The sequence below is a fragment of the Bradyrhizobium canariense genome (assembly GCF_900105125.1).
GTDB classification, from domain to species: domain Bacteria; phylum Pseudomonadota; class Alphaproteobacteria; order Rhizobiales; family Xanthobacteraceae; genus Bradyrhizobium; species Bradyrhizobium canariense_A.
Genome location: NZ_LT629750.1, coordinates 2,401,105 through 2,423,858, shown reverse-complemented (window position 1 = coordinate 2,423,858; position 22,754 = coordinate 2,401,105). Strand labels below are relative to the sequence as shown.

The following is a 22,754-nucleotide window of genomic DNA, read 5'->3' as shown; positions in this document are numbered from 1 at the left end:
ATGCTCGGCCAGCTTATTCTGAGCGGCATATCCCAGGGCGCGATCTATGCGCTCGTCGCCCTGGGAATGACCGTCCTCTACCGCACCACCGCCGTGCTGAATTTCGGCTATGGCGACACGTTCATGCTCGGAGCGTTTGTTTTCTATGTCTTTCTGAAAATCGCCGGGATGCCGTTCGGCCTCGCGGCGCTGCTGACGATCCTGGTCATGATCGGCGTTGGCCTGGCCATCGAACGGCTTCTGATCCGGCCCATCGCGGCGCGGCCGCATCTGCTGATCGCCATGATGACGATCGCGATCTCCTACATGTTCCGGGGCGCGACGCGCATGATCTGGGGCAGGGATGTGCAGCCGATGCCGTCGGTGTTTGATTTTCCGCCAATCTTCATCGGCGACATGGTCCTCACCAGCCAGAATCTGGTCATCATCGTCGCCGCGGCCGTCCTGGTGGTCGTGTTTTTCGCGTTCTTCAATTACAGCGCGCTGGGCAAGCTGATGCAGGCGGCATCGCATTCGCCGCGCGGCGCTGCCCTGATCGGCATCAACGTGCCGCTCTTCAGCGCCTGCATGTGGGGCCTGTCGGTCGCGATCGCCGCGATCGCGGGAATTCTCGTCGCCCCCGTGACGTTGCTTTATCCTGATATGGGTGCGGCCACGTTGCTCAAGGCGTTCGCCGCGATGACGCTCGGCGGATTCGGTAATCTCGGAGGCGCCGTTCTCGGTGGCGTTCTTCTCGGCATCAGCGAGCAGCTGTGCGGTGGGTACATCTCGACCTCGTTCATGGACATCTTTCCCTATTTGGTGATCCTCGCCGTGCTGCTGGTTTATCCGGCCGGCATGCTGGGACGGTCGGAGATCACCCGTGTCTGACACAAGAAAGAACAGGCTCGGACTGATCGCGCTCGCGCTGATTCTGCTGCTGTTGTTTTCCGCGGCCAAACTCGCCAATGGCTATATCGTCTATATCCTGGCCTTCATGTGCATCAATGCGCTGATGGCGACCGGCTTCAATTTCGTGATCGGTTTCCTCGGCCAGCTGGTGTTCGCAAATACCGCGTTCTTCGGCATCGGCGCCTATTGCTACGGTATCATTCTGGTTCACACCGGCTTGCCATTTCCGGTGGCCTTTCTCGGCGCATGCATTGCCGGTGGCCTGGCCGGACTTATCGTCGGTCTTCCCGCGTTGCGGCTGACCGGCTTTCAGCTTGCGATCGTCACGCTCGCATTCAATGAACTGATGCACTGGGTCTATCTGCACAGCGGTTCGGTCGGCGGCGGCGCCAGTGGCATGGAATTGCCGGATGCCCAATTCCTGGGCCTCGATCTCGTCGACGACAGATCGAAATATGTGGTCATTCTGGTGGTGACGATCGTTTGCATCTGGATGGTGCGCAACATCGCCCGCTCGACGGTCGGCAGAGCCATCGTGTCGGTCGGCGCCAGCGAACTGGCCGCTGCCGCGCTCACGGTTCCCCCCGTACGCTACAAGATCGCGGCCTTTGCTCTTAGTGGCTTCTTCACGGCCATCGCCGGCGCGCTGTTTGCGTTCCTGCTCGGGCGGGTGGCCCCGGAGAGCTTCAGCCTCGGTCAGTTGCTGCTCGGCTTTGCCATGGTGATGGTCGGCGGGATGGGCACCGTGGCCGGCCCGGTTCTCGGCGCGGTCCTGCTCACCGCGGCGCCGGAATTCCTGCGCAACATCGCAGGCGCGGAAGAGATCCTGTACAGCTTCCTGCTGATCGGCCTTCTGTTGTTCATGCCGAGCGGATTGTTCGGCGGCCTGTGCGCGCTGATTCCGAGCTTGCGGGAACGGCATCTCGGAGCCGCTCCATGACGCCACGGCTGAAACTGGAAGGTGTCTCCGTTCAATTTGCCGGCTTGCGGGCGGTTTCCGACGTCAGCTTCGAGGTTGCGCCCGGCGAAATCTGTGCCGTGATCGGGCCCAACGGCGCCGGCAAATCGACGCTGTTCAACGCGATCGGTGGCTATGTCCGCTCCACCGGACGGGTCCATTTGAACGACACGCTGTTAACCGGCAGATCGATCCATCAGATTGCGGCGGCCGGCGTGCGCCGCACGTTTCAGAACGGCGGCTTGTTCCAGGATATCACGGTGATTGAAAATCTGATGGTTGGCCTCCATCAGACGCACAACATTCCACTTGTCGCGGGCGCGCTGGCGCTGCCTTCGGCCCGGCGGATGGAGGGGGAGGCGATCCGCAGGGCGCGCGAGCTGCTCGACCTCATGGGTATCCTGAACCTGGAGCGGGCCCTGGTGCGGGATTTGTCCTCCGGACAGCGCCGGATTGTCGAGATCGCCCGAGCGCTCGCGGTCCCAGCGAAGCTCTTGATGCTCGACGAACCGGCCGTCGGACTGACGACGCTTGAAATCGAACATCTGGATCAGGTTCTCAAGACCCTTGCGCGAGACGGCATCTCGGTTCTCCTGGTGGAGCATGTGCTTGATCTCGTGATGTCGGTTTCCGACAAGGTCGTTGTGCTGAACTCCGGAGTCCGATTGGCGGAAGGAACGCCAGCCGCAGTCAAACAGGACCCGGCCGTACTGGAAGCCTATCTGGGATACAGCGAACTGTGTTGAACATCGACAATGTCTTTTCCGGTTATGGAAACAGCGAAATCCTGCACGGTGTTTCGCTGCAGGTGAACGATGGCGAGATCGTCGCGCTGCTCGGCGCTAATGGCAGCGGTAAAAGCACCTTGATCAATGCAATCACCGGCTTTCTTCCGGCTCGCGGACGCGTCGTTCTCGATGGTACTGATATTGCGGGACGCGCACCGCACCAGACCTTTGCCAAAGGCGTGGTGCAGGTGTCGCAGATGCGCGACCTTTTCGGTCGTCTGACGGTTCTGGAGAATCTGCAACTCGGCGGCATGCGGAAGCGCGCCGGTGTTAATGCCGACGCCGTCAAACAGCGCCTTGCATGGGTGCTTGAGCTGTTTCCCCGGCTGGCCGAACGACGCGCGCAACTGGTCGGCACGCTATCCGGCGGTGAACAGCAGATGGTGGCGATCGGCCGCGCTTTGATGGGTTTTCCCCGCATTCTCTTGATGGATGAGCCCTCAGGCGGTCTTGCGCCGCAATTCGTTCAGGAGATCGGCCGCATTCTGCAAACCCTGAAGCAGGAACGCTCGACCGTTCTGCTGGTCGAACAGAACATTGGACTGGCGGCATTGACGTGCAATCGCTTCTACATCCTGCGCGCCGGCCAGATCGTGCATGAGGATCAGGGCAGCGTGCTGAAGGCCGGCGCCGCCGAACTGGGGCGGCGATATTATCTGTGAGGTTTCCTCGCAGCTAACGCCACGAAACACTTTGCCGCCGCGTGCGGCATTCAAGGATCACTGGCTGCAGGAGGAATAAAGACGTGAAAGCGCAAAAACTCGGGACCATCGAGATCAGCAAGGTTACGGAACTGCCCGGCCTTGCAATGCAGGCAACGTCGCTGATGCCGAACATCACCCCCGAAATACTGGCCGATGGCCGCACATGGCTGGGACCGCAATTCATCGATCCCGCAGCGGAAGTCGTCTTCCTGAGTTTCCACAGTTATGTGGTGAAGACGCCGCGTCACAATATTCTGGTCGACACCTGCTGCGGAAACCACAAGCAGCGGCAATCGATGCCGGCCTGGCACATGCTTGATACGCCATACCTGCAGGAGCTGGCAGCGCTGTCGTTGCGGCCGGAAGATATCGACGTCGTGCTCTGCACGCATTTGCATGCAGATCATGTCGGATGGAACACCAAGCTGATCGACGGGCGCTGGGTGCCGACCTTTCCCAATGCGCGCTACATCATGGGCCAGCATGAATACGATCATTGGCATCGGTTGCATGCGGAAAACCCGCCGACGCCGGTCAACCGGGGTTCTTTCGCCGACAGCGTTTTGCCCGTGGTCGAAAGCGGTCAGGCGATGATGGTGGCATCGGATTTCCGCGTCGAGGTCGAGCTGGGCGAGGGGGTCTGGCTGGAACCGTCGCCGGGCCATTCGCCCGGTCATTTCAGCGTCCACGTCGTGGGTGGCGGCCAACATGCGCTGCTCTCCGGTGATGCCATTCATCACCCGGTCCAGATGACGCATCCGCATCTTTCGATCGCGGCGGATTTTGATCGCGCGCAGGCCGTGGCCACCCGTCGAGGCATCCTGGAACGATATGCGGACACCGCCACGGTTCTCTTGACGGCTCACTTCCCCGAACCAACCGTGGGCCGAATTGTTAGGTATCGCGACAGCTTCCGATTCCAGTTTTCTGACCGCTGAAGGCAAACCCGCGGCGTGCGGGCTTCGAAGAGCTGGACTTCCGAAAACTAAGGTGACGATGCCGGCTGCCGCGTCGGCATTCAGACCTCCGTGTTCCCATTGTGTTCGACGCTGCCGGGCGTATGCTTATCCGCAAAGAAAGAATGTCGATTGCGGGAGGGTGAGATGTCCACGGCGCGGCGCATTGCCCATGGAAGTTTTGGCCGGGTCGCGTTGCTCGATATGGACGCGTCCCTGGTCCGACATGCCCATCCGCACTGCCATGTCCTTTTGAAGGTCGAGGGGGCCGACACCCAGCTCGTCGTGGGCGATACCGTCGTGCCGCTGAGCCTACATCTAACCGACGCCCAGCAGCTTCGCCTGCAGCTCTGTATCGGCGTGAAGGGCGTGGCTCGGCCCGGCATAAACGATCTCGCCGTTGACCATGACATAAGCGCTGTCCGCGAGATCAAGCACCAGGTCGACCTTGTGTTCGACCAGCAGAATACTGGTCGTTTCACGGAGCTGCCCGATGGCCGCCCACACTTCGGCCACGACAGATGGGGCAAGCCCCTCGAAAGGTTCGTCGAGCAGGATGAGCTTCTGCGGCGCGCATAACGCGCGTCCGATCGCCAGCATCTGCCGTTCGCCTCCGCTGAGGTTCTCACCGCGGGCGTCCTGGCGCGAGCGCAATTTGGGAAACAGTCGATAGATTTCGTCGAGAGGCCAGCCGCCGTCCCGCTGGGCCAGCGCGAGGTTCTCCGTCACGGTAAGATTCGGGAATATTCGGCGGCCCTCCGGCACCACCGCGATACCGTGCCGATTAACCCGATCCGGCGACAGCGAAGTTATATTTTTGCCGTCGAATGTAATGGTGCCCTTGGTCGGCTTGAGCAAACCCATGATCGTATGCAGCGTCGTCGTTTTGCCGACGCCATTGCGCCCGAGTAGGGCGACCACCTCGCCCTGGCGCACTTCAAGATCGATGCTGTGAAGAATGCGGCTGGCATTGTAGCCGGCGTCGACACCGGCGAGCGTAAGGAGAGGCGGGCGAGTGGCCGTAACGGCTCGCGCCGATGCCGGTTCGGAACGGCGGATGCCGTGACGTCCGAGATAGGCCTCGAGCACTTTCGGATCGTTGGCAATGGCGGACGGCTCGCCTTCCGCGATGACGTGGCCTTGATGCAAGACCGTGATCTGGTCGGACAGCGATAGAACCCGATCGATATCGTGCTCGATCAGCAGGACGGTGTGGCTCCGGGACAGTTTCCGAATCAGGATGCCGATCCGCTCGCGCTCGGCGTCTCCAAGGCCGGCCAACGGCTCGTCCAGCAAGAGCAGTTCCGGGTCGGTCGCAAGTGCCACCGCAATCTCAAGCAGGCGCTGTTCGCCGTGCGCAAGATTCGCGCACAACTCGTTCGCGCGCTCTGCCAGACCCACGGTGGCAAGCAGCGTCCACGCTTTTTCACAAACCCCGGGCAGCCGATAGGCGTTTCGCCAAAGCGAGCCGCGGTATGGCGAACGCGCTTGCGCCGCGACGCGTACGGTCTCGAAAACAGTAAGGTTGGTGAAGACGCTGACGATCTGGAAGGACCGTGCAAGCCCGGCGTCGATGCGCTTGTGGGCAGGCATGTTCGTGATGTCGCGGCCGCGAAACGTCAGCGTTCCGCTTTCGCTCGGCATCAATCCAGTCAGGATGTTGAAAAAAGTCGTCTTGCCGGCGCCGTTTGGACCGATCAGGCTGTGCAACGTATTTGCCCTGACTCTGACGTCGACCTTGTCGGCGACGACCAGCGAGCCAAACCTCTTCGACAAACCGCGAACCTCAAGAACCAAATCATCTCCTGGAGCCGATGACACGGATTCGACGTCGAGCAGGCTTCCGAGTTCTCTCGGCCGCGGCGGAATGTCTTCGGCGGTCAAGGTCCAGTGCCGCCGTCCCGTCAGTCGAAACCAGATTCCAGAGACGCCTTCGGGTGAAAGCAGGATAAAGGCGATCAGGATCGCGCCGAAGAATAGCCACCAGTGCTCAGTCACCGAGCTCAACTGGTCGCTTAATACGATGAAGATCGCCGCTCCCCATGTCGGCCCGAGGAAATGATGGATGCCGCCCAGAATAGTCATCATGACGGGATCGCCGGCATGCTGCCAACTGAGGTTATCGGCATAGACGCTCTGGATCAGGAACGTCAGCAGGCTGCCGCCAAGGCCGATAATCGTGGCCGATACGATAAATGCGCCCAGCTTGTAGCGTTTGGTATCGTACCCCAGGCAGCGAACGCGCTGTTCATTGTCTCGCAACGCCTGCAGAACGCGTCCGAACGGCGAGTGAGCGATGCGCCAGACCGCATACATGCCACAAAGCACGACACCGACCACAAAGTAGTGATAGGCCAGCGGCGAGGTGAGACTCGATCGGGAAATTCCCTGCAGACCGTTTTCGCCTCCGGTCAGGTCGGTCCATTTGAAGGCGATTTCGTAAAACAGTTGCGTGAACGCTAGCGTGAGCAGCGAGAAGTAGATGCCGCGACGTCGAAGGATGAGAAGCCCGATGACCAGCCCGAGTATTGCAGCCGTCACGGTGCCGAAAACGATCGACAGATACATGTTGTCGAACAAATGAATCATCGCGATGCCTGCGGCATAGCTCGCCGCGCCGAAGAAGGCTGATGCACCGAACGAAACCAGCCCGGTGTATCCAAGCAGAAGGTTAAATCCGAGGGCGTAGAGCGCGTAGATGGCAATCTCGGTCGCGAGGCTCGCGGTCGATCCGATGCGTGGCAGGATGAATGGCAGTACGGCGAATAGAACGCCGGCCACCACGATGGGATGCAAGAGCCACTTCCGAACGGACTTCATTCGAACCGCTCCCAGCTCTCACCCAACAGTCCGCGCGGCCGGATCAAAAGAACGACGATCATGAGCGCGTACATCACGGCTGTGGATGCGGCCGGCCAAAACTGGATCGAGAGCGCAACCGATATTCCGACCAGAAGGCCGCTAATCACGGCGCCTCCGAAGCTTCCGAGTCCGCCGATCGTGACAACGACGAAGGCGGGCATGATGGCCGATTCCGACATTGAGGGCACGACGCTCCAAAGCGGAGCGGCGAGCACGCCGGCTGCTCCGGCAACCGCCGTTCCGAGGCCGAAAACCGCGGTGAAAACCTTCTTGAGGTTGATGCCCAGCATGCTGACCATCTCAGGATCGCGGCTGCCGGCGCGGATGATGCGGCCATATCGCGTGCCCTGCAGGAACAGCCAAAGCGCTGCCAGAATGAGAACCGTGACCACAAGCACGAACAGGCGGTACTTCGTAACGAGAACCGGCCCCCAGATGATAAAACCCGATAGAAACGACGGCGGATTGAACGGCCGGCCGGCCGCGCCCCAGATGGTCCGGATCAGTTCTTCGATAAAGAGCGCGATGCCGAACGTCATGAACAGGCCGAGCAGCGGCTCCTTGCCGTAGAGCGGACGCATGAGCGTCATCTCGATCGCCATTCCAAGGATACCGACGCCGAGCGGCGCAAGTACGATCGCCCACGGACCGAGGCTGTCACGCAAGGAGAGGGCGAAGTAAGCGCCGAGCGCGAAGTAAACGCCGTGGGCGAAGTTCACAACGCCGAGCATTCCGAAAATGATCGAAAGTCCGATCGCGATCAGGACGTAGAGAAAGCCGAGCACAAGTCCATTGACGACCTGCGAGATAATTAACTCGGTCATGCCGTATCCGCTGGTTGGATGGAAAAGCAGCGAGGCGGCATTTGCCGCCACGCCGGTCGATCGACGGAAGGACCAGAGCCTTTCGGTTCTGATTGAATCAGAACCGAGGCTCTAACCTTTGATTTGACGCGTTTTCTTCACGCGAACCGGTATCCACTTCGCTCGAAAACGCTCTAGGTCAGCTCTTGAACGTGCAGCCGATATCGGCCTGGCTGCCGTAGGCGGCGTCGAGCTGGGCAGGATCGCTGGGATATTGGCTGTCGACGTCAAAGTAATCGTACTTGTCGGTGATCTTTTCTTTCACCGTTGCCACCAGCAGCGGCTGCACCAATTGATGATCGAAATTTCGGAAGCCGATCGCTGCGTCCTTGTAGCCATCGAATTTGTGCTCCTCGAGGAAGGCGACCAGCTTGGCCGAGTCGGTCGACTTGGTTTCTTTGATGGCCGTGAGAATGGCGGTTGCACCAAACCAGTCCTGCCAACCCTCGACTTCCGGCGGTGCGCCGTATTTCTTCTTGTAAGCGTCGACGAACTCACCGCTCCGCTTCGTCAGGTGAGAACCGGTGTAATTCCAGAGCTTCGGATAGGTTCCGAACGCCGCCTCGGGACCGGCGGACCATAGGTCCGTATCGTTTACGATCGGAGCCGAAAGCGCCATTTGGCGCGTGAGGCCGATCTCGTGCATCTGCTTCAGGAGGTTGGTGATGTCGGTGCCGCCAAGGCCGACATACAACACGTCGGGCTTTGCCTGGCGCAGTTTCAGGATGTAGGAGCTGTAGTCGGTCGTCCCAAGCGGGGCCTGGTCGTATCCAACGACAGTTCCGCCATCCTTGACCACGACGTCCTTCATTTGATTGTAGGCGTCGATGCCCCATGCGTACGAAGCGACGATGAAATACCACTTCTTGCCGTGCGGCTTGAGCAGTGGATACACGCTTTGCACGGTCACCTTGTTGGGAAGATCGACCCGGAAGGTGTATTTGCCGCAGTTCTTGCCGGTAATTTCGGTGGCGTTCGGGCCGGTTGCCATCAGCAACGTCTTCGCCTGTTCCGCGACCGGCATGATGGCGAGGACGTCTCCGCTTGATACGCCGCCCTGGATCGCGACGACCTTCTCCTCCTCAAGAAGCTTCCGCATGTTCTGCTGGGTTGACTGCGGGCTCGATTCATCGAGCCACACGATCTCGATCGGCCGGTCCAGCACATGGCCGCCGAAATCATCGACGGCGATTTGCGCCCCATTATGACCGGTCTCACCCTGGACCGCGTAAGGTCCGGACTTGGGAAGAAGCATTCCGATTTTGATCGATTCTGCCGCGCGCGCCGTAACAACGAACGGTGCTGCAATCTGCGTTGCGCCGATCGCCGCTCCCGCCAAAAGCGTCCGGCGGCTAATCGCAAAGCCATTATCGTTCTTGCTGATCTTCATGATCTTCTCCCTGTCGCTGCTTTGAACCGCTTATGTCCGCGGTTTCGATGACACTGTTTTTTCCCGGCGGCAGGACTAGATGAAGGCTTTCGATCCGTCGTGACAGCCGCGCCATAGCGCGGGCTGGTTACTGGCGGTTGCAAAGCCCTCTGAAATCAGCCTCCGGAAACGTGGCCGAAAAAACCTTACAGTGAAATCGTTTTCGGTGAAAGGCGCTTGAGTCACTTCCGATTCTAAAGACTAACTATCGTACGAAAGAATAAGTCGCGCGATCAGAACGGCGCTTGCGGGCCAGTTCGATCACCGCGACAAGTCCGGGAGCCGGAACGCGGCCCTGCACGGACTGCAGACAGCTGAGATGAGCCAGATCCGCCACAGCGTCTGTGACGGGCAGCCTAGCGGCCGCGGTACTGCGGAGACCGTTTTTCGAAGAATGCGTTCATTCCTTCCGATTGATCCTCTGTGGTGAAGGCATGTCGGATTGCCTGTCTCTCGAACTCAAGCCCGCTATCGAGCGTCGTCTGAAACGCCGCGAGCACGGCGGCTTTTGCGAGTTCGGCGGAGCGCGGCGGCTTTTGCGCGATTGACTGCGCGATCGCGAGCGCGCTCGCCTTTGCGTGGCCTGCGTCGACGATCTGGGCGATCAACCCCGCCTGCAGCGCGGTCCGCGCCGAAATTGGTTCTCCCGTCAGGATCATCAACATCGCCAGTGATTTCCCGGAGGCGCGGGTCAGGCGCTGGGTCGCGCCATCACCGGGCAATATCCCGATATTGATTTCTGGCTGCCCGAACGTGGCCGTCTCGCCCGCGACAATGATGTCCGCAAGCATCGCAAGCTCATGACCGCCGCCGAAGCAGATGCCTTCAACAGCCGCAATCAGCGGCTTTGGAAAATTGGCGATGTCCTTCCAGGCCGAACGGCGCGCGGGATTGTCGATCGCCTCGAAGCCGCGCTGTTGCATCTCCTTGATGTCCGCACCCGCCGAGAAGAACGTATCGGCGCCGGCGAGGACCACGCAGCGGACGTCGCTATTCAGCGCGGCGGCGCGCAGGCCGGCGGCGAGCGCCGCGATCAGGTCGTTGCTGAGCGCGTTGCGTTTCGAAGGCCGGTTCAGCGTGAGTTGCAGGACATGGGGGGAGGGGACGGTCGAAAGAACGAGTTCGGTCGGGGCGTTCAACATTCGGCTCCAGCTGTCGGGTCTGCAAAGGCGTTTACACTGAAATCGTTTTCTGAGATAGCGGTTTTCGGGGGCGCCTGGATCTTTGGCCGGGAACGTCGCCCGAACGAGCCGGCGGGACAACGAACGAGGGGCGAAGGATGACGGAACGATTGCTGCTAGACGCGCTGGATCTTTGCGCCCGGAAGCTCCTGGAGGACGAGCCGACATTGGGCGTTGAATTTCCCTATGTCACCGCGCCGTCAGGTTCGTGGTCGACGATGCCGGCGTCGCTCTCGGCGGGCTATCGCGGCAAGGACTGGAGCCACGGCAACTGGTTCTGCGGATTTTGGGTCGGGCTGCTGCTGATCTCGTATCTGCGCACCGGCGACGAAAAATATCTCCGGCTGGCGGAGGAGCGGATGTTGCTGGTCGCGCAGCGCGCCGAGGATGGCAACACCCACGACATCGGCTTTATCTTCTACCCGAGCGCGATCGCCGCGCACCACATTACCGGCGAGAAGCGCTATGGCGATCTGGCGCTCCGTGCCGCCGAGCAATTGCGTCGCCGCCTGATCATGACGCCAAAGGGAAGCTACATTTCGTCCTGGGGACCGTTGGGTGACGAGCGCGGACGCCGTTCGTCTGCGATCGACACGATGGCCAATCTGCCGCTGCTGTATTGGGCCGGCATCTACCATCGGGATGCGAGCTTTGTCCTGGCGGGTGAGGCCCACGCCATGATGACGCGCGGCGCGTTCATTCGCCCCGACCATTCGACTTATCACGCGGTCGAATACGATCTCGCCACAGGTGAGCGGCAACGCGGCTTCACGTTCCAGGGCTCCGCCGACGAATCGTGCTGGCCGCGGGGGCAGGCTTGGGCGATCTATGGCTATGTGCGCACCGCCGAGGCCACCGGAAAGCGCGAGTATCTCGATCTCGCGGAGACGCTGGCCGACTATTATTTGCGGCGGACAGGCCCTGATCTGGTTCCGTTTTGGGATTTCGACGATCCGGCGATCCCCAACGCTCCGCGCGATTCCTCGGCCTCGGCGATTGTCGCGTCCGCGCTGCTCGACCTGGCAGCGCTGCATCCGGACGAGCAGAAAGCGGCGCAGTGGCGCCAGCAGGCGCTCGATATGCTGACCGTGCTCTGTCAGCGCTACCTTGCGACCGAGCCGTCGCATCGCGGCCTGTTGCGGCAAGGCTGCTATTCGAAGCCGCATAACCAGGGCGTGGAGAGTGCGGTGATGTTTGGCGATTTCTTCTTCGCCGAAGCGCTTTGCAGCGCAACGATGCCCGGCAAGCTTCGCGCCGTTCCAAAACGTCTGCGTGCCTAGCGTCGCTTGGGACTGCTTTTGGTTGTGGTCCGCCGCGGCGTCGATGACTTTGTCCGCGGCGGTGCGGTCGATGCCCGCATAATCAGCCGGTGGGGCAGCTGAACGCTCTTGGGGATAGGCATTCCCGCAATGGCGTTGATCAGATAGTCGGCCGCGCCGCGGCCGATCTCGGCCGCCGGAATGCTGATGGTCGTCAGCGGCGGATCGACCTGGGCCGAGAGCTCGACGTCGTCGAACCCGGTAATGGAAAGATATTGCGGGACGTCCAATCCCATTTTCCGCGCCTCCGCCATAGCGCCAATCGCTAGCGTATCGGTCGTGCAGATGATCGCCGTGATATCCGGATGATCGTTCATCAATTGCCGCAACGCGCTGCGGCCCTGCGCCAGCGAGTGATCGGCGCGAACGATCTGGGTGGGCTGCAGATGGATACCGGCCTCGGCGAGCGCCTTTTGAATGCCTTCGAGGCGCGCGCGGGAGCGATCGTTCGACGGCGGGACGTTGGCGATGGTGCCGAAGCGCACGTGGCCGAGGCGAAGCAGGTATTGGGTCAATTCGCGCGTCGCGCGCTGATTGTCGATTCCGATGGCTGGAATGCCGCCTTGGGCCTTCGAAACATAGGTCGTGATGACGGGAACGTTGGCTTGTCGCAGCAGCGCACGCAACTCCGGGCCGTGCGACCCGCCGACAAGGACGATACCATCGATGCCGCGCTCGATCAGGCTCTGCATTTCCTGCAATTCGCGGCGCTGGTCGTATTGCGAATTGGCGATGAACAGGGTGTAGCCGCTCTCGCTCAACCGGTTCTGCAGGGCTTCCACGCCTTCGGCGAAAATACCGAGCCCGAGCGTCGGAACGATCGCGCCGATGGTCCGCATCCGGCCCGATTTCAGGGCGCGCGCCGCGCTGTCGCGCGTGTAGGAAAGATTGGCGATGGCGCGGGCGACCTTGTCGCGCAATTCGGGACGAACAATTTCCGGGTGGTTCAGCACGCGCGAAACGGTGGCGGCAGAAACCGCCGCCTCTCGCGCGACATCCTCGATCTTGACCTTGGTATTGAGCCGATGACCGGGATCTGCGCCTGACTTTTTGTCCATTTCAGTTTGCTCACGCGGGGCTGGTGTCTGACGAAATGGATCGCGCTCATCGGCGCAGGTCCGGACGAACCGGCGGGGCCGAAAAACCTGACCAGCGAAGCTGCCAAATGACGAGGAGGCCCGCTGTCGCTGTATATCTCACCTCGATACCTTTTGCGCGACCGCGTCGCGCTTGGCAAGCCGGAGGGCGACCTGCGCTTGACTCGGCCAGCCCGGGTGGCTAGTTCTGAAAACGATTTCAGAAATCGCGGCTGGAATGCCTCATGGGCAAGGCCTGACGAAAGCCAAGCAGAAACCGATGGTCGATCTCCTCAAAGGCATCCGAATTCTTAGCTTCAACCACTTCCTGATGGGCCCGGTGGGCGTGCAGTTTCTCGCTGATCTCGGGGCTGATGTGATTGCGATCGAGCCGCCGGATGGCGCGTTTCAGCGCAAATGGGGCGGGGCCGACAAGCGCGTTGACGGTCAAACCATGCTGCTGCTGACCGGCAACCGTAACAAGCGCAGCCTGACGCTTGATCTGAAGAAGCCGGAAGCCATCGCGGTCGCCAGGAAGCTGATCGCGAGATCCGACGTGATCACCGAAAACTTCAGGCCGGGCGTGCTCGACAAGCTTGGCCTGGGCTTCGACGAGGCCAAGAAGATCAAGCCCGATATCATCTACGCCGCGGCATCCGGATATGGCGCCGACGGACCTTACGTCAATCGGCCCGGTCAGGATTTGCTGGTTCAGGCAATGTCGGGCCTTGCGACGATTACCGGTACGCGCGAGCACGGTCCGCGGGCCGTTGGTGTCTCCGCGATCGATCATCACGGCGCGGCGCTGTTTGCCGCCGGCATTCTCGCCGCGCTCGTGAAGAAGGAAAGAACCGGGCAGGGCTGTCGTGTCGATGTCAGCCTGCTGTCGGCCGCCATCGACCTGCAGATGGAATCGTTCACCTGTTATCTGAATGGCGAGAGGCCCGATGACGTGCGCCAGCCCGGCCCGATCGCGGGTTGGTACTACGGCGCGCCTTATGGCATTTATGCCACGAAGGACGGTCATATCGCCATTTCGCTCGGCTCGCTTGACGTGCTTGGCGATGCGCTCGGCATCCCGGCGGATCAGCGCGTTCCCGACAACGAAGCCTACAGCCGGCGTGACGAAGCAACGCCTGCGATCGCGGCGAATCTCGCGCAGCGAACCACGGCCGAATGCCTGACGCTGCTGGAGGCACGCGGCATCTGGCATGCCGCCGTCAACGATTATTCCGATGTCGTGGCCGATCCGCAGGTCGCCCACAACAAGAGCTTCCAGACCGTCAAAGGCGCGACCGGCTCGCCGATCACGCTCGTCAGTCATCCTGTCCGCTACGACGGTGAGGTGCCCGAGGTGAGGCTGCCGCCGCAGAAGCTCGGTGCGCAGTCGGAGGAAATCCTGAAGGAGCTGGGTTACGACGCCGGGCAGCTCCAGGCTCTTTACGCCAAAGGAGCGGTCGGCGTCCCGTCGTAGTTCTCGTCAATCTCGATCAACAAAAAAATCGCATCATCGCCGTCGCATTCGGCGTGCGTGAGGGAGAAAAAGACATGGGCTTGAGACGTCACATCCTGCGTGTGCTGCCGTTTGCCGGCGCTCTCGCTTTTCTGGGCTTCGCGGCATCCGCACAGGCCGAAACGACGCTGAACATCTGCTATATCAATCACCCGGTGCAGGTGGCGAACGTCGCCATCCTGGAAAAATGGGCGGCCAAGCAGGGCATCAAGCTCAACAAGACCGTGGCGTCCTATGCGGTCTATCTGCCGAAGACCACGCAGATGCTGACGTCGGGTGCCAGCGACCAGTGCGATATCATCTGGAACAACGACGATTGGGGTCAGGATCTCGCGCCGTATCTCGAGCCGCTGGATGACGTGCCGGATGCGCTGAACGTCGAGAAGGGGCAGCTCGAGCCGTTCCACAATGCCGACGGCAAGACAACGGCGGTGTCGATGACCACGACCGCCGGCATCCTGTTCTACCGGACCGATCTCATCCCCGAGGCGGAGCTGCCGAAAACATGGGACGATCTGGTCAAGATCAGCCAGAAGCTGCAGTCCGAGAAGAAAGTGAAGTGGGGCTATGTCGGCGGCATGAGCTACACCAACACCTTCTTCAGCTTCTGGTGGACCCTTTGGAATAACGGCTGCGATATCTACGCGCCGGCCTATGAGCGCGACAACAACAAGCTGGCCGCCGAAGGCTGGAAACCGATGATCGATTCGGCATGTCAGTTGCAGACGGCCGAATTCTGGTGGGACGCGCTCAACGACAAGAAGATCAGCCCGCCAGGCATGACCACCTACTCGCGCGACGAAGCCAACGCCATCTTCCAGGCCGGCGACGCGGCGTTCACCGTAGCGGATACGACCTTTCTGGGGACATTCAACAATCCGGACAAGTCCTCGGTCGCCGGAAAGGTCGGCATCGCTTCGTTCCCGGTCGGCCCGATGAACAAGGGCGTGCGGACCTGGATCGACGTCTGGGGCTGGTCGATTCCGAAGACGATCCCGGACGATCGCAAGGCGGCCGCGAAGAAGCTTCTTGGCGCGATGCTTGGCGACGCCGATGGTCAGATCGAGCAGTGGAATCAGACCGGCGGTCCGCCGCCGAACACCAAGGTCTGGCCGACACTGGAGAAGAATGATGCGGGCTGGCGCAAGCTCTACGGCATCCTGTTTACGGCCGATCACGTGCACGATGCTTATTATTTCCGTAGCTGGGCGACCGTTCACAAGATGTACTCGGACACGCTGATCCGCGCGATGAAGGGAAGCCGCCAGGATATAGCGCAGACCCTGAAGGCATCGGTAGACATGATCCACAATGGTGCGACGGCCAATTGATGGCTGGGCCATTCACCAGACGGGGACTGGATGAGAAGGAGCGCTTCATGCTCCTTCTCATCGCGCCGGCTGCGGCGGTCCTGCTCTGTTTCCAGATCATTCCGATTCTCATCGGCATGAACGCGAGCTTCCGGGACTGGTCTCTGGTCCACCCGCTCAAGACCTGGGTGGGGCTGAAGCAATACATCGCCGTTTTCACCGACCCGATCTTCCTGCAGATCGTGCTGCCGAACACGTTCATCCTCATGATCGTGTCGGTGACCGTCTCACTGGTCTTCGGCCTGGCGCTCGCTTCGCTTCTCAATCGTCCGTTCTTCGGCCGTCCGCTGCTGCGCACCGTAATCCTGCTGCCGCTGACGATCGCGCCGGTGATCACGGCGACGATGATGCGATGGTCGTTCAACGATCAGTTCGGCGTCATCCCGACGTTTTTGTCCTGGCTCGGGTTGCCCGATATTCCATGGCTCTCCGACCGGTGGCCGAGCTTCGCGCTGGTCATCATGACGGACATCTGGATCTGGACGCCGTGGTTCACGATCATCCTGCTCGCTGCGTTGCAGAGCTTGCCGCCTGAGCCGTTCGAAGCCGCGCGGATCGACGCTGCAACGCCATGGTGCACGTTTCGGCGCGTGACGCTGCCGATGCTGAAGCCGGTGATTATCGTCTGTATTCTGATCCGCTCGATCGACGCCTTCCGGACTTTCGATCAGGTCTGGATTCTGACCGGCGGCGGCCCGGCTCGCAGCACCGAAGTTTTCAGCGTTTACACCTATGTTCAGGCATTCGTGAATCTCGATTTCGGCCGGGGCGCGGCAGCAGCCGGAGCCGGCGCCATCATCATGCTGTTTGTCGGTATCGGGCTCTACAAGCTGGTCAACCGCACCATGGAGGTGTCGCGATGACCGGGCTTGTCGTCGCCGCCTTGCGGCGTGCCGTTTTCGCGATCAGCGCGCTGGCGATCTTCGTCCTGTTTGTCGGGCCGGTGGCTATTCTTGGCGTGACCTCGATCCGTCCGGCGTCGGGCGTGTATTACATCTGGCGCGGCACGCGCTTCACGCTGGGTAATTTTGTCGACGTCTTGCATCAGTCGCAGGTGATGCAGGCGATGTGGAACAGCTTCGTGCTGTCGACGCTGGCGACCATCCTTTCGCTCGGGATCACCGTCGGCAGCGGCTACATGCTGTCGCGGTTCGGCGGATGGATCCAGCGAAGCTGGTTCGCGACGATCTATATCTTTCGCACCGTTCCCTACATCTCCTGGGTTTTGCCGCTTTACCTCGTCAATACCCGGCTCGGCATCTACGACACCTATATCGGCCTGCTGCTCCCGCACATCGCCGTGCATGTTTGCTTCTTCTCCTGGCTGATGAAAGGCTTTTTCGACGGTATCAATCCGTCGATGGAGTATGCGGCGCTGATCGACGGCTGCACGCGATGGGGTGCGTTCTGCCGCGTGGCCCTTCCTGCTGCATTGCCGGGTATCGCCGCGCTGGCCATTCTGTGCTGGCTCGCCACCTGGAACGAATTTCTGTTTGCGCTGATCCTGTCGGGTCAGCGGACACCGCTGATCACGTCCACGATGGCGCAATTCGTCACGGAAACCGGCACCGAGTGGAATCTGATGAGCGCGACAGCGGTGCTCGCGATGTTGCCGGCGCTGCTCGTGACGGTGTTTGGCCAGAAATACGTCATTCGCGGCCTGCGAATGTAGACCGGATTTATTCCAGAGGATTGCGATGGCAGAAGTCGTTTTACGCGACGTCGTAAAGAAATACGGCACGATTCCGGTCGTGCACGAGGTCTGTCTCGATATTGCCGACGGGGAATTCGTCGTGCTTGTCGGACCGTCCGGTTGCGGCAAGTCCACGACGCTGCGGATGATCGCCGGCCTCGAAACCATCAGTTCCGGGACGATCTCCATCGGCAGCAAGGTCGTCAACGACCTGCCGCCGAAGGACCGCGACATCGCCATGGTGTTTCAGAACTACGCGCTCTATCAGCACATGACGGTGTTCGATAATCTGGCTTTCGGATTGCGAAATCGAAAGGTTTCCGAAGCCGAAATTCAGGCCGAAGTCGCCCGTGCGACGCAAATGCTCGGGCTTGATCCGCTGCTTTCACGCAAGCCGTTCCAATTGTCGGGTGGTCAGCAGCAACGCGTCGCGCTCGGCCGCTGCATCGTGCGCCGGCCCCAATTGTTCCTGTTCGACGAGCCACTGTCCAATCTCGATGCGAAGCTTCGGGCGCAAATGCGGATCGAGCTCAAGGCGCTGCGCGAGAGGGTGCCGACGACGTCGGTTTATGTTACGCATGACCAGGTTGAAGCCATGACATTGGGCGATCGGGTTGTCGTCATGAAGGATGGCTGGATTCAGCAGATCGGCACGCCGCTGGATATCTACAATCGTCCGGCAACGCGGTTCGTGGCGAGCTTCATCGGCGCTCCCGCGATGAATTTCATCGATGTCGAGCTGTCCGATGAGCAGGGTGAGTTGCGCGCCCGGGCGAAAAATTTCGATATTCATGTCCAGCCGCAGCAGGCGGATGTTCTTCGCAAACGTGGCGCGAAGGCCGTGACCCTGGGAATCCGACCCGAACATATCCATCTCGGCGTGGCCACCGGCGATGCAGGCTCGTCATTCACCGGTCAGGTTACGGTGACAGAGCAGCTTGGTTCGGAACTTGTCGTCGGGTTGGACGCCGCGGATGCGACGATCATGGTGTCACGCATCGCACCCGACACCGAGATCGCGCTTCATGCGCCGGCGCAGATGTGGGTTGAACGGAGGGCACTGCACTTCTTCGACCGGGAGACTGAAGCTGCAATTAGATGATCTGAATGATGCCGGTCCGCCGGTGTTCCAGGCAAACGACACAACGCGAGGATGGGTTAAATGACTGCGATGCACGCCAAGATCGGTGATTCCGTCAAGTTCTCCAAAACGGTCGGGGAATCCGACATCTATCTGTTTGCCGGACTGACCGGCGACCTGTCACAAAACCACGTCGATGACGAGTTCATGAGCCATTCGATCTATGGCAAGCGGATTGCCCATGGCGCGCTGATGGTCGGGTTCATGTCGACAGCCTCGACCCGGATGATCGAGGAGAGCCTTCGCCAGGGGATCGACTCGACCCCGGTCTCGCTCGGCTATGACGGCATTCGGTTCCTCAAGCCGGTCTATATCAACGACACCGTGACCGTGACCTACACCATCAGTGAGATCGACGAAGAGCGCCGCCGGACCCTTGCGAATGTCGAAGTCAAAAACCAGCATGGTGATCTGGTCTCTGTCGGCAAGCATTACCTCAAATGGACCCTGAACACCAGGGAGCGGGCCGCCTGAGCCGGTCCGGTCATTCGCAATACAATCCCTTGAGTCAAAAACAATAACGGCGCCGCGATGCCATCTCGCGGTTGCCGTAGCGGGAGGAATACATGAGTGCAGCGAGCGATAAATCCCTTTGGTCGTCGGGCGCCGAGCGGATGTGCCGCCGCATCGACCAGAATCTCGGCGTGCTGAAATCCGAGTTTCCGCACTGGGCCAATTCGCAGACAGGACAATGGACGACGACCCCGGATGGCGATTGGACCGGCGGCGCCTGGCCCGGCATGCTGTGGCTGGCTGCGAAACGAACGGGCGATACGAGATATCGCGACGCCGCGCGGTTGTGGAGCAGCCGGCTGAAACCTCGCGCCCGGCTGCAAACCGCATTCAAGGGTTTTGGCTTTTACTATGGCGCCGCGCTCGGCGATGTCTTGTGTGCCGATACCGATGCAGCCGCACTGGCGCTGGAAGCCGCGGAATCGCTGAAAGGACAGTTCGACAATCGATTGGGTCTCATTCCCCTTGGAGGGGACGCCGAGGAATCCGAGGATGTCGGCAACTCCTTCAGCAGCATCGATTCCCTGCAAGCGACGCCGCTCCTGTTCTGGGCCGCGCAAAAAACCGGCGATGCCTCCTACGCCGACGTCGCCGCGCGTCACACGTCGCGCGTGCTGGATGTCCACATGCGATCAGATGGTTCGATCGTTCAGTCGAGCGAGCTGAACCCGAAGGACGGCGGCATTGTGCGTCATTTCACGCATAAGGGCTTTAGCGACGATAGCGTCTGGGGACGGGCGCAAGCCTGGGGCCTGGTCTATACCGCCATCGCGCTGGCGCACCGGCCGCAGGAAAAGCGCTGGATGGAACAGCTCATGAAGGGCGCAGATTGGTGGCTCGCGAATGTGCCGTCCAGCATGATTGCCTTCTGGGATTTCAATGATCCCGCAATTCCCGATACCGAGACCGATACAGCCGCGACAGCGATTACCTGTTCGGCCCTGCTGAAGCTGGCGCAACTTGCGCTGTCCGAAGGCCACCGTGCCAGATACCGGGACGCAGGCGAGCGAACGGCGGCTGCGCTGGTCGGCAATTTCCTCACGCCTGTCGGCGAAAACCGCGATCGGCCGGACGGCATGCTGGTCGGCGCCTGCTTCAACAAGCGGCGCGATGCGCGTGCCCAGGATTCGGCTACAAATGCGGAGACGATCTTCGGCTCATATTATCTGTTTGAATCGCTCAACGTGCTGGATGGTCTGGTCGAAGCCGCAAGGATTTAGTAGCAAAAGAATCTAAATCGAAGGTTCGGGAGGGACACTCATGGCGAAATCCGTCACGCCCATCTATAGCGGGCTATTCCCTGTGGCGCCGACGCCGTTTACGGACAGCGGCGATCTCGATCTCGAGGGCCAGCGCCGCGTGCTGGATTGCATGATCGATCAGGGCGTCGACGGGATCTGCATTCTCGCCAACTATTCCGAGCAATTCCTGCTGTCGGATGATGAGCGCAATACGCTGGTCGATCTCTGCCTCTCTCATGTCGCCGGGCGCAAGCCGGTCATGGTGACCTGCAGTCATTTCAGCACGCGCATCGCCACGGAGCGGGCCCGTCGTGCGGCGGAGCGCGGCGCAAGCCTTCTGATGCTGATGCCGCCCTATCACGGCGCGGGTCTGAGAGCGGACGAAAAGGGCATGTTCGAGCATTTCAGCCAGGTGGCCGACGCCGCCGGAATTCCGATCATGGTTCAGGATGCGCCGCTCAGTGGCGTTACGCTCACGGTGCCGTTCCTGGCGCGCCTCGCCCGCGAGCTTCCGCTCGTGAGCTACCTCAAGATCGAGGTGCCGTTCGCGGCGGCGAAGCTGCGGGCCTTGATCGAGGCGGGCGGCGAAGCGATCGTCGGGCCGTTCGACGGCGAAGAAGCCATCACCATGATGGCCGATCTGGATGCCGGCGCGACCGGCACGATGCCGAGCGCATTGCTGCCGGATCTGTTGCGGCCGGTGATTGACCATCACCGGGCCGGCCGGCGCGCCGAGGCGGCGGCGGCTTACGCGCACGTTCTGCCGCTGGTGAACTACGAAAATCGTCAATGCGGATTGCGTGCGACCAAGAGCGTGATGGCCGAGGGTGGCGTGATCAAATGCGAGGCCGTGCGCCATCCGCTCGACCAGATCCATCCGCAGACCCGCGCCGGGCTGATCGAACTCGCGCGTGAAGTCAATCCGCTGGCGCTGCATTGGGGACGTTGAACGCCACGGACAATCGTGCCATCGGTCCGTAACTGCTAATACGGCGCCAAGCCGTGGAGGAATGGCGATGAAATCGTTGACTGCCGCTTCAATACTGCCCGAGGATGGGACGGCCGGGACGCTGGTCGGCCGCGTATGGCTTCCCTCGGTTTCCGGCCCCGCCGTCGTTGCCGTGCGCGGTGACGGCGTTTTCGACGTGACGTCGGCTTTTCCGATTGTGAGCACGCTCGCGGAGCAAGCGGATCCGGCCGGATCCCTGCGCGGAGTCGCGGGCACCCGCGTTGGTAGTCTCGATGAGATCCTCGCCAACACCCCGCCCGACGGGCGTGACGTCGGCAAACCTTGGTTGCTCGCGCCGCTCGATCTCCAGGTGCTCAAGGCGGCTGGGGTCACCTTTGTCGTTTCCATGCTGGAGCGGGTCATCGAGGAGCGGGCGCGAGGAAATCCATCGTCGGCGGCTGCAATCCGGCAAGAGGTGGTGCGGCTCGTCGGCGATGACCTGTCCAAGCTCCGGCCGGGATCGCCTGAGGCGATGCACCTGAAGGACGTTCTCATCTCGCAGCAGGCGTGGAGCCAGTATCTCGAGGTCGGGATCGGTCCGGACGCGGAAGTTTTCACCAAGGCGCCGGTGCTGTCGTCGGTTGGGACCGGCATGGACGCCGGGCTTCACCCGAAATCGACCTGGAACAACCCCGAACCGGAGGTCGTGCTGGTGGTCTCAAGCAGCGGCCGGATCGTAGGCGCTACGCTCGGGAACGACGTCAACCTGCGAGACTTCGAGGGACGGTCGGCGCTGCTGTTGTCCAAGGCAAAGGACAACAATGCTTCCTGCGCCGTTGGTCCGTTCGTTCGACTGTTCGACAAGACGTTCTCTCTCGACGACGTCCGCAAGATGGACTTGACCATGACGGTCACCGGCGATGATGGTTTCGTGCTCGACGGACATTCGTCGATCAGCAAGATCAGCCGGGACCCGGAAGATCTGGTTTCGCAGACGGTCGGGCCGGTGCATCAATATCCTGATGGATTTGCGCTGTTCCTCGGGACGATGTTCGCGCCGGTGAAAGATCGCGACACGCCGGGGCAGGGCTTTACCCACAAGCGTAACGACATCGTCACCATTCAGGCGGCGAAACTCGGCAAGCTCGTCAACCGCATGCGCTCAAGCGACGAATGCGAGGCATGGACATTCGGCATCAGCGCGATGATGAAGAGTCTTGCGACCAGAAATTATTTGCGATGAGGGTTCGCGCAGGCGGCGTAAATTTGTAATAAGTCTGACTATGCGCTTCAAAAGCGTTGGGTGC

General features: G+C 60.9%; 20 protein-coding genes and 1 pseudogene. 16 read left to right on the top strand and 5 right to left on the bottom strand.

All coding sequences use genetic code 11. The features are described 5' to 3' along the window. The 6 genes and pseudogenes from BLV09_RS11710 to BLV09_RS38020 form a co-directional block, all read left to right on the top strand. On the top strand, positions 1 to 870 hold the full coding sequence (locus BLV09_RS11710; RefSeq protein ID WP_146687402.1) for a branched-chain amino acid ABC transporter permease: 870 nt from the start codon (positions 1 to 3) through the stop codon (positions 868 to 870). Beyond that, positions 863 to 1,831 carry a branched-chain amino acid ABC transporter permease gene (locus BLV09_RS11705; RefSeq protein WP_146687401.1) on the top strand — a complete coding sequence of 323 codons (969 nt, stop codon included), beginning with the start codon at positions 863 to 865 and terminating at the stop codon, positions 1,829 to 1,831. Before BLV09_RS11710 ends, BLV09_RS11705 begins: the two co-directional genes overlap by 8 nt. Then, the gene (locus BLV09_RS11700; protein WP_146687400.1) at positions 1,828 to 2,595 is read left to right on the top strand and encodes an ABC transporter ATP-binding protein; all 768 of its coding nucleotides are present in this window, start codon (positions 1,828 to 1,830) and stop codon (positions 2,593 to 2,595) included. The genes BLV09_RS11705 and BLV09_RS11700 overlap by 4 nt, the downstream gene beginning before the upstream one ends. Beyond that, a complete protein-coding gene (locus BLV09_RS11695; protein ID WP_197685041.1) occupies positions 2,592 to 3,299 on the top strand; it encodes an ABC transporter ATP-binding protein in 708 nt (235 codons plus the stop codon). The genes BLV09_RS11700 and BLV09_RS11695 overlap by 4 nt, the downstream gene beginning before the upstream one ends. Before the next feature lie 83 nt (positions 3,300 to 3,382). Beyond that, entirely contained in the window at positions 3,383 to 4,279 is an 897-nt protein-coding gene (locus tag BLV09_RS11690; RefSeq protein ID WP_146687399.1) for an MBL fold metallo-hydrolase, read from the top strand. A gap of 165 nt (positions 4,280 to 4,444) precedes the next feature. After that, positions 4,445 to 4,609 (top strand): annotated as a pseudogene (locus BLV09_RS38020) (AraC family transcriptional regulator); the annotation flags it as partial. Positions 4,610 to 4,615: 6 nt separating this feature from the next. On the opposite strand, the gene BLV09_RS11680 reads toward BLV09_RS38020, so the two are convergent. The 4 genes from BLV09_RS11680 to BLV09_RS11665 all read right to left on the bottom strand — a co-directional run bounded on the left by BLV09_RS11680 (position 4,616) and on the right by BLV09_RS11665 (position 10,590). Then, positions 4,616 to 7,117, bottom strand: a complete 2,502-nt coding sequence (locus tag BLV09_RS11680) for a branched-chain amino acid ABC transporter ATP-binding protein/permease (protein WP_146687398.1) — start codon at positions 7,115 to 7,117, stop codon at positions 4,616 to 4,618. Further along, positions 7,114 to 7,983, bottom strand: a complete 870-nt coding sequence (locus BLV09_RS11675; RefSeq protein WP_146687397.1) for a branched-chain amino acid ABC transporter permease — start codon at positions 7,981 to 7,983, stop codon at positions 7,114 to 7,116. The genes BLV09_RS11680 and BLV09_RS11675 overlap by 4 nt, the downstream gene beginning before the upstream one ends. 178 nt (positions 7,984 to 8,161) lie before the next feature. Then, positions 8,162 to 9,412, bottom strand: a complete 1,251-nt coding sequence (locus tag BLV09_RS11670; RefSeq protein WP_100380892.1) for an ABC transporter substrate-binding protein — start codon at positions 9,410 to 9,412, stop codon at positions 8,162 to 8,164. 395 nt (positions 9,413 to 9,807) lie between these two features. Then, positions 9,808 to 10,590 carry an enoyl-CoA hydratase-related protein gene (locus tag BLV09_RS11665; protein WP_433994391.1) on the bottom strand — a complete coding sequence of 261 codons (783 nt, stop codon included), beginning with the start codon at positions 10,588 to 10,590 and terminating at the stop codon, positions 9,808 to 9,810. Between the two features lie 140 nt (positions 10,591 to 10,730). Between BLV09_RS11665 and BLV09_RS11660 the strand changes: the two genes are divergently transcribed. Then, on the top strand, positions 10,731 to 11,912 hold the full coding sequence (locus tag BLV09_RS11660; RefSeq protein ID WP_146687395.1) for a glycoside hydrolase family 88 protein: 1,182 nt from the start codon (positions 10,731 to 10,733) through the stop codon (positions 11,910 to 11,912). On the opposite strand, the gene BLV09_RS11655 is transcribed toward BLV09_RS11660, so the two are convergent. Further along, a complete protein-coding gene (locus BLV09_RS11655) occupies positions 11,909 to 13,009 on the bottom strand; it encodes a LacI family DNA-binding transcriptional regulator (RefSeq protein ID WP_146687394.1) in 1,101 nt (366 codons plus the stop codon). The two genes, BLV09_RS11660 and BLV09_RS11655, sit on opposite strands and share 4 nt — an antisense overlap. A gap of 298 nt (positions 13,010 to 13,307) precedes the next feature. Here BLV09_RS11655 and BLV09_RS11650 point away from each other — a divergent pair, with 298 nt between their 5' ends. From BLV09_RS11650 to BLV09_RS11610, 9 genes are all read left to right on the top strand, one after another. Further along, the gene (locus BLV09_RS11650) at positions 13,308 to 14,501 is read left to right on the top strand and encodes a CaiB/BaiF CoA transferase family protein (RefSeq protein ID WP_146687393.1); all 1,194 of its coding nucleotides are present in this window, start codon (positions 13,308 to 13,310) and stop codon (positions 14,499 to 14,501) included. A gap of 74 nt (positions 14,502 to 14,575) precedes the next feature. Further along, positions 14,576 to 15,871 carry an extracellular solute-binding protein gene (locus BLV09_RS11645; protein ID WP_100380896.1) on the top strand — a complete coding sequence of 432 codons (1,296 nt, stop codon included), beginning with the start codon at positions 14,576 to 14,578 and terminating at the stop codon, positions 15,869 to 15,871. Between the two features lie 47 nt (positions 15,872 to 15,918). Continuing rightward, positions 15,919 to 16,773: a carbohydrate ABC transporter permease gene (locus BLV09_RS11640; protein WP_244549049.1), complete on the top strand. Its 855-nt coding sequence runs from the start codon at positions 15,919 to 15,921 to the stop codon at positions 16,771 to 16,773. After that, positions 16,770 to 17,582 (top strand): carbohydrate ABC transporter permease, encoded by an 813-nt coding sequence (locus BLV09_RS11635; RefSeq protein ID WP_100380898.1) that lies wholly within the window; start codon positions 16,770 to 16,772, stop codon positions 17,580 to 17,582. The genes BLV09_RS11640 and BLV09_RS11635 overlap by 4 nt, the downstream gene beginning before the upstream one ends. Before the next feature lie 25 nt (positions 17,583 to 17,607). Next, on the top strand, positions 17,608 to 18,705 hold the full coding sequence (locus tag BLV09_RS11630) for an ABC transporter ATP-binding protein (RefSeq protein ID WP_146687392.1): 1,098 nt from the start codon (positions 17,608 to 17,610) through the stop codon (positions 18,703 to 18,705). 60 nt (positions 18,706 to 18,765) lie between these two features. After that, entirely contained in the window at positions 18,766 to 19,218 is a 453-nt protein-coding gene (locus BLV09_RS11625) for a MaoC/PaaZ C-terminal domain-containing protein (protein WP_146687391.1), read from the top strand. 92 nt (positions 19,219 to 19,310) lie between these two features. After that, the gene (locus tag BLV09_RS11620; RefSeq protein ID WP_146687390.1) at positions 19,311 to 20,477 is read left to right on the top strand and encodes a glycoside hydrolase family 88 protein; all 1,167 of its coding nucleotides are present in this window, start codon (positions 19,311 to 19,313) and stop codon (positions 20,475 to 20,477) included. A 40-nt stretch (positions 20,478 to 20,517) separates the two neighbouring features. Continuing rightward, positions 20,518 to 21,447, top strand: coding sequence for a dihydrodipicolinate synthase family protein (locus BLV09_RS11615; RefSeq protein WP_146687389.1), 930 nt, complete (start codon positions 20,518 to 20,520; stop codon positions 21,445 to 21,447). 67 nt (positions 21,448 to 21,514) lie between these two features. Further along, a complete protein-coding gene (locus tag BLV09_RS11610; protein WP_146687388.1) occupies positions 21,515 to 22,690 on the top strand; it encodes a fumarylacetoacetate hydrolase family protein in 1,176 nt (391 codons plus the stop codon). Positions 22,691 to 22,754 lie beyond the last annotated feature (64 nt).